General features: G+C 61.6%; 2 protein-coding genes and 1 pseudogene. 1 reads left to right on the top strand and 2 read right to left on the bottom strand.

From position 1 onward, the window contains the following. Nucleotides 1–3097: carbamoyl-phosphate synthase large subunit (gene carB, locus KDL09_RS21970; protein ID WP_294389949.1), on the top strand; the 3097-nt coding region annotated here is incomplete at its 5' end. A gap of 60 nt (nucleotides 3098–3157) precedes the next feature. On the opposite strand, the gene KDL09_RS21965 is transcribed toward carB, so the two are convergent. Both KDL09_RS21965 and KDL09_RS21960 read right to left on the bottom strand, forming a co-directional pair. After that, nucleotides 3158–4033, bottom strand: coding sequence for a sugar phosphate isomerase/epimerase (locus KDL09_RS21965; RefSeq protein WP_294389944.1), 876 nt, complete (start codon nucleotides 4031–4033; stop codon nucleotides 3158–3160). 89 nt (nucleotides 4034–4122) lie between these two features. Further along, a pseudogene (locus KDL09_RS21960) lies at nucleotides 4123–4409 on the bottom strand (hypothetical protein); the annotation flags it as partial.

Here is a 4409-nt window from a genome sequence, read left to right as displayed (position 1 = left end):
GATCATGACCGATCCGGAGTTCGCCTTCCGGACTTACATCGAGCCGATCACGCCGGAGATGGTGGAGAAGATCATCATCAAGGAAAAGCCGGATGTGCTGCTGCCGACGCTCGGCGGTCAGACGGCGCTGAACACCGCGATGTCGCTGCATCGCGCAGGCACGTTGGAAAAACACGGCGTGCGCATGATCGGCGCGAAGCCGGAGGCCATCGAGAAAGGCGAGGACCGCCTGCTCTTTAAAAACGCGATGCTGAAGATCGGCCTCGACCTGCCGCAGTCCGGCGTGGCGCACACGATGGAGGAAGGACACAAGATCCGCGAGGAGATCGGCACCTTCCCGCTCATCATCCGTCCGGCTTACACGCTTGGCGGCACCGGCGGCGGCATCGCTTATAACATGGATGAGTTTGAGGCCATCGTGGCCCGGGGTCTTGATCTCTCGCCGGTGACGGAGGTGCTCATCGAGGAGTCGCTGCTCGGCTGGAAGGAATACGAGATGGAGGTCATCCGCGACAAGGCGGACAACTGCGTCATCATCTGCTCCATCGAGAACCTCGACCCGATGGGCGTGCACACCGGTGACTCGATCACCGTGGCGCCGATTCAGACGCTGACGGATCGCGAGTATCAGATCATGCGCGACTTCTCCTTCGCCTGCATCCGCGAGATCGGCGTGGAGACGGGCGGATCGAACATCCAGTTCGCCGTGCATCCGGACACGGGTCGCATGATCGTCATCGAGATGAATCCGCGTGTGTCGCGTTCGTCCGCGCTCGCATCAAAGGCCACAGGTTTCCCCATCGCGAAGATCGCCGCGAAGCTCGCGGTCGGTTACACGCTCGACGAGCTGAAGAACGACATCACGCGCGAGACGCCGGCCGCCTTTGAGCCGTCCATCGATTACGTCGTCACCAAGGTGCCGCGCTTCACCTTCGAAAAATTCCCGGGCGCTGATGCCGTGCTCACCACGCAGATGAAATCCGTCGGCGAGGTGATGGCCATTGGCCGCACCTTCAAGGAGAGCATGCAGAAGGCCCTGCGCGGCCTGGAAATCAAGCGCTTCGGCTTCATCGGCGACGGCGCGGACAAGGAGATCGAAGACGAAGAACTCACCATCAAACTCACCGTGCCGAATGCCGAGCGCATCTTCTGGCTCGGCGCGGCCTTCGCGAAGGGCTGGGACGTGGAGAAGGTGTTTTCGCTCACCAAGATCGACCGCTGGTTCCTGCGGCAGCTTGAGGAGATCGTGAAGGAGCAGGCGCAGCTCGCGTCGGTGGATCTTCGTCGTGCGAAGAAGCTCGGCTTCTCCGATCGTCAGATCGCCTTCGCCAAAGGCATCACGGAAGGTGAAGCACGTTCCGAGCGCAAAAAAGCAGGCATCATCCCCACCTACCGCCTCGTGGACACATGCGCGGCCGAGTTCGAGGCCTTCACGCCTTACTACTACTCCACCTACGGCATCGAGGATGAGGTGCGCGACAACGACAAGAAGAAGGTCATCATCCTCGGCGGCGGACCCAACCGCATCGGCCAGGGCATCGAGTTCGACTACTGCTGCGTCCATGCCAGCTTCGCCCTGCGCGAGCTCGGCTTTGAGACCATCATGGTCAATTCCAACCCCGAGACCGTCTCCACCGACTACGACACCTCCGACAAGCTCTACTTTGAGCCCCTCACGCTCGAAGACGTGCTCAACATCTACGAGCGCGAAAACCGCAACGACCAGGTGCTCGGCGTCATCGTGCAGTTCGGCGGACAAACGCCGCTGAACCTCGCGAAGGGCCTCGAAGAAAACGGCGTCCGCATCATCGGCACCTCGCCGAAGAGCATCGAACTCGCCGAAGACCGCAAGCTCTTCGCCAAGCTGCTCGACGATCTCGGATTGCATCAGGCTCCCAGCGGCATCGCCACCAGCTTGGAGGAAGCCTTGGCTGTCACCGCGAAGATCGGCTACCCCAGCCTTGTGCGTCCCAGCTTCGTGCTCGGCGGCCGCGCCATGCAGATCGTTTACAACGACAACGAACTCGCGCACTACATGCGCACAAACCTGGAACTGGAAGGCACCAGCCAGGCCGGCACCTCGCACATCGCAAACAAGCCCACCCTCTCCGCCGACAAGCCCCTTCTCATCGACCGCTTCCTCGAAGACGCCACCGAGGTCGATGTGGACTGCATCACCGACGGCGAGACGACCGTCATCGGCGCCATCATGGAGCACATCGAGGAGGCCGGCATCCATTCCGGGGACAGCGCCTGCGTCATCCCGCCCTTCTCGCTCAGCGCATCCATGCAGGACCGCATCCGCGATGCCGCGAAGAAGCTCGCGAAGGCCCTCAACGTCCGCGGCTTGATGAACATGCAGCTCGCCGTCAAAGGCGATGACTTGTATGTCATCGAAGTCAACCCGCGTGCCTCCCGCACCGCGCCCTTCGTCAGCAAAGCCATCGGCGTCCCGCTGCCCAAGCTCGCCGCCAAAATCATGGCCGGCAAAACGCTCAAGGAACTCGGCTTCACCACCGAGGTCATCCCGCCGCACTACAGCGTCAAAGAAGCCGTGTTCCCCTTCAGCAAGTTCCCCGGAGTGGACATCATCCTCGGCCCTGAGATGAAGAGCACGGGCGAAGTCATGGGCATCGACCCCGACCTCGGCATGGCCTTCGCCAAGAGCCAGATGGCAGCCGGCGGCACCCTGCCCGTGAAGGGCAACGTCTTCATCAGCGTGAAGGAGGCCGACAAGCAAAACGCCGCCCGCATCGCCAAAGGCTACGCCGACCTCGGCTTCACCCTCTACGCCACCCCCGGCACTGGCCAGGTCATCAGCGACGCCGGCATCCCGGTGAACATCCTCCCCAAACTCGCCAGCGGCCAGCGCCCCAACGTCATCGACCTGATGAAGAACAAGGACATGGCCCTCGTCATCAACACGCCTTCCGGCAAGAACCCGCGCGAGGACGAAATCAAAATCCGTACCGCCGCGATGCAGAACCGCGTCCCCATCATGACCACCCTCCGCGGTGCCGATGCCGCGCTCAAGGCGATCAAGTCACTGCAAGCCAGCGAGGTGCAGGTGCGGGCTTTGCAGGAGTATCACAAGTAAGCACAGCCCATCGAGAGGAGCGCGGACATTCCTGTCCGCGCTCCTCTCACTGCTCATTCATCACGCCAGCGCCTCTTTGCAATACTGCACGCACTTCGCCACTTCCTTCACGGCGTCGGAGCCTTCGGGGATCTTGTATTCCAGCTCGATCTCGGCGGGGAAGGTCCACTTCTCCTTTTTCATCAACTGCAGCACTTCCTTGATCGGGGTCTGGCCCTCGCCCCAGGGCAGGTTGCCGCCGTCGGCGGTGCGATCCTTCAGGTGCAGGTTCGTGATGCGCGCGTGATACTTCTCCAGCACGGGGATCGGTGACTTGCCCTTCGAGCCGGCGACATAGTGGCCGATGTCGAGGTTCAGGCCGATGTATTCACCGAGTTCGAAAATCGGGTCGTGGTATTCCATCTCCGGCAGGTTCTTGGTGTGGTTGTGGAAGCCGACCCAGATTTTATGCTTGTCCGCAAACGGCGCGACGCGCTTGGCAAGGATGGCATTGCGCTCCGTGGTCACGCCGGTGCAGCCCAGAGCCTTTGCTACCAGGAAGCTGAAGTCGATCTCCTCATCCGACTGGCCGAAGCCCATCTTGTGAATGCCAATGTTCACGCCCGCGTCGTTGAACATCTTCCGCAGTTCAGCGCACTTCGCGAGCTGCTGCTCACGCTCCGCGTCCGTGGCCTTGCCCTTGATGCCGGCGAAATCCTGGATCGGTCCGCCCATGAGTTCCGTCTCGCTGAGGCCATCCTCGAGCAACGCTTTCAGCGTCTCATCGGCCGTTTTCGCCATGCTGCGATAGCTGTAGGTGATGCAGCCGATGCGCACGCCGTTGAAGACCGAATTGGGCTTGTCTGCGGCAGACGCAAACCGGGGAAGCGTGAGGCCAGTGGCAGCGGCGAGCGTGGTGCTGAGAAAGTTGCGGCGGGAAAGCGGGTGCGAGGTCATGGGATGGTTGGCTGGATGCGGATCGCTTCTTCTGCCTGAATGCCGGAGAAATCAAGGACGCGAACACGATGTCGCCCTGCGACCTGACCTCAGCGCATCTTTTGAAACTCCGACCAGCCCTCCCAGGCGATGCGCTGGAGGTCGGCGCGGTCCTTTTCGGAGAATTGGCGGGTGATGGGGTTGCCGTCGCGATCCTTGGTCTTGTCGTTGGATCCGTCTTCGATGAAGCGAATGTCGGTGATGGAATCGACGGGCAGGCCGACGGGGCTTTTCTCGAAGAACGCCGCGTAAAGAGTGCACGCGGTGAGGTAGGCCATGGTTTGGTTGAGATGCGCGTCGTTGACGAAACGCAGCGTGAGATCCGGCCGTTGTGTCT

This window comes from Prosthecobacter sp. (assembly GCF_020439865.1).
Classification (GTDB): domain Bacteria; phylum Verrucomicrobiota; class Verrucomicrobiia; order Verrucomicrobiales; family Verrucomicrobiaceae; genus Prosthecobacter.
This window is presented reverse-complemented; position numbering and strand designations above follow the sequence as displayed.

Excerpts from the sequence above, each read along its gene's own strand:
- KDL09_RS21965 (WP_294389944.1), bottom strand. The coding sequence starts at position 4,033 with ATGACCTCGCACCCGCTTTCCCGCCGCAACTTTCTCAGCACCACGCTC.